Genomic DNA, 2,497 nt, shown 5'->3' on the forward strand with positions numbered 1-2,497 from the left:
CCAATTTTTTCTCTTTTTTATTTGATGTATTCTATTTTCTATCTTCTCTACATAGCATCCGTAATAGCTTCCTTAACGTATAGTTTAGGAGCTTTATTTTACGGTTCTCCGATTCCTATTTCTTCCTTTAAAAGATTTGGGCATAAGATGATATTAGATGCGATATATGCCGATATTTGGATAAACCTATTTTTCTTTATAATAAATATAATAAATCAAATTCAATCATCTTTAGGATATAGCTGGAGTATATTTTATCTAGATTTTGGAATGTTAGATTTACAATTAATTTATACCATTAATGCATTTAAGTTGTGGTACATCTCCTTATCAGCATTAGTAAGTTATATAAGGTTTCCGACTTATCTGATTAACGTTTTAGGACCTCTCTTACAGTACATATCTTTTTTAACTGATATTCTTTTTTCCTTAGCAATTTATTTGGAGTTTGGAACATTTATAGAGGGTTCATATATGACGTTAATAGCAGTTGGAGTATTATTGATGTCACTGCCTTTTAGAATGGGAAAAGGCATAGGTGGATATCTTATAGGTTTCGCAATAGTGTTCTACATAGGCTTTCCATACCTACCAGTACTGATTTCCGGCACTAGTCCGTCGCTGTATGATTTAGTAGTCCATAATCTTCAACTGGGTCTAGCTGAGATCAGTTTCAACTTTCCAATTCTAGTTTATAGTTTTATTATTCTTCCAATAGTATACATTGGAATTTTAATGGGCTTTTCCTTTATACTGGGTAGTTTTATTAGCGGATATTCAGTGAGATTACCTATAAACATAGATATCTAGTCATCAATAATTTTAAGCTCACATTAGAGACATATAAGTTAAATGTCAACGGTAAAAAATTTTAGAATTCTAGAGCTAGGGAATAACATTTCCGCCCCTCTAGTTGGGCAAATATTGGCTGATTTAGGTATTGATGTAATAAAGGTTGAACCTCTAACCGGAGATGATAGGAGAAAGGTTAAACCAGAGATTAATGGGGTAGGAGTTTATTTTGCCAGCACTAACAGGGGTAAGAGAAGTATTGCAATTAACTTAAAGAGCGACAAAGGATATGAGATATTTAAGAGGCTAGTCAAATCAGCTGACGCAATTATAACAAATTATAGACCATCAGCTCTCAAAAGACTAAGAGTAGACTATCACAACGTGAAGTTAGTAAATAATAAAATAATCTACTGTTCAATAACTGGTTTTGGTAACTTTTCAGATCAAGCAGATAAGCCTGCATACGACGCTACAATACTGGCATTAAGTGGATTAATGGATATGACTGGAGAAGAAAAAGGTCCTCCAGCCAAGTTTGCTACATCAATATCAGATATAACTACTGCTTTGATGGCTACAATTACACTATTATGGGCTTTACATAAAGGAGGTCCAGCATTTCTGGACATTCCAATGATTTATACTCAATTCTACTTAATGTTAGAGGACGCCTATATGTTCCTTAATACCGGACTATTACCTAAAAGGATGGGATCTTCCCATAGATATCTAGTTCCTTATCAAGCGTTTGAAACGAGTAATGGTTTCATATATGTAGCAATTTTCACCGATGAACAATATACTAGATTATGCAAGGCGTTAAATAGGGAAGATTTATGCAAGTTCGATAGTCTATCAAGAAGACTAGAAAACAAGGAATACATTGTGAAGGAACTACAAGCCATATTTCGAACTAATACGAGGGAGTATTGGGTAAAGTTATTAAGTGATGCTGATGTTCCGGTTGCACCAATATTAAATTTAGCTGAGGCTTTTCAAAACTTTGGAAATGCTCTAGTATATGAGGAGAGTAATCTGAAATATGTTGGATTTCCTGTGAAATCGGACAATATATCTTTAGGTCATAAAAATAGAGCTCCAAGGTTAGGAGAGCACACTGAAGAGATTTTATTAGAATTAGGTTATACTAGAGAAGATATTCAAGAATTTGTGAAAAGTGACGTTATAGGAGTTTATGACAAAGAAGGTAATAAATAAATTTTTATTGATTTATTCATTTTATAAATATCGTGAGTTCAGAGGGTCCATTTTTTGAAGACTTTAAGGTTGGTCAAAAGTTCAAAAGTAAGGTAGGTAGAACTATAACCGATGTAGATAACATATGGTTCACTTTACTAACAAACAATAGTAATCAAATACACTTTAATAAGGACTATACTGAGAAATATTTTCCAGGGGAACCGTTTAATGGCAGGCTAGTTGTTAATGGATTCTTGACCTTATCTATAGTTGCTGGTTTATTAGTTGAACAAACTAGTCAAAACGGATTTATGTTAGGTATTGAAAACGTGAAATTTCTTCATCCCGTTTTCGCTGGGGATACAATTTATGGTGAAGCCGAAGTTTCAGAAGTGAGAGAGTCGAAAAGTAGACCAGGCTTTGGTATAGTTAAAATAAAAACATGGGGATATATGGCCTAGAAGGAGAGACTGGGAAGGTGAGGTAGTATCGGTTTACATAA

Annotated in this window: 2 protein-coding genes and 1 pseudogene; all 3 read left to right on the top strand. The window is 33.6% G+C overall.

Features of this window, described 5'->3' with window-relative positions; translation table 11 throughout:
* The coding region (cedA, locus tag DMP16_RS09055) for a DNA import protein CedA (protein ID WP_255446856.1) at nt 1–810 on the top strand (810 nt) is incomplete at its 5' end.
* Nucleotides 811–852: 42 nt separating this feature from the next.
* On the top strand, nt 853–2,013 hold the full coding sequence (locus DMP16_RS09060) for a CaiB/BaiF CoA-transferase family protein (protein ID WP_069282754.1): 1,161 nt from the start codon (nt 853–855) through the stop codon (nt 2,011–2,013).
* A 32-nt stretch (nt 2,014–2,045) separates the two neighbouring features.
* Nucleotides 2,046–2,447 (top strand): annotated as a pseudogene (locus tag DMP16_RS09065) (MaoC family dehydratase); the annotation flags it as partial.
* Between the last annotated feature and the right edge of the window lie 50 nt (nt 2,448–2,497).

The sequence above is a fragment of the Sulfolobus sp. B1 genome (assembly GCF_007050195.1).
Taxonomy (GTDB): Archaea; Thermoproteota; Thermoprotei_A; order Sulfolobales; family Sulfolobaceae; genus Saccharolobus.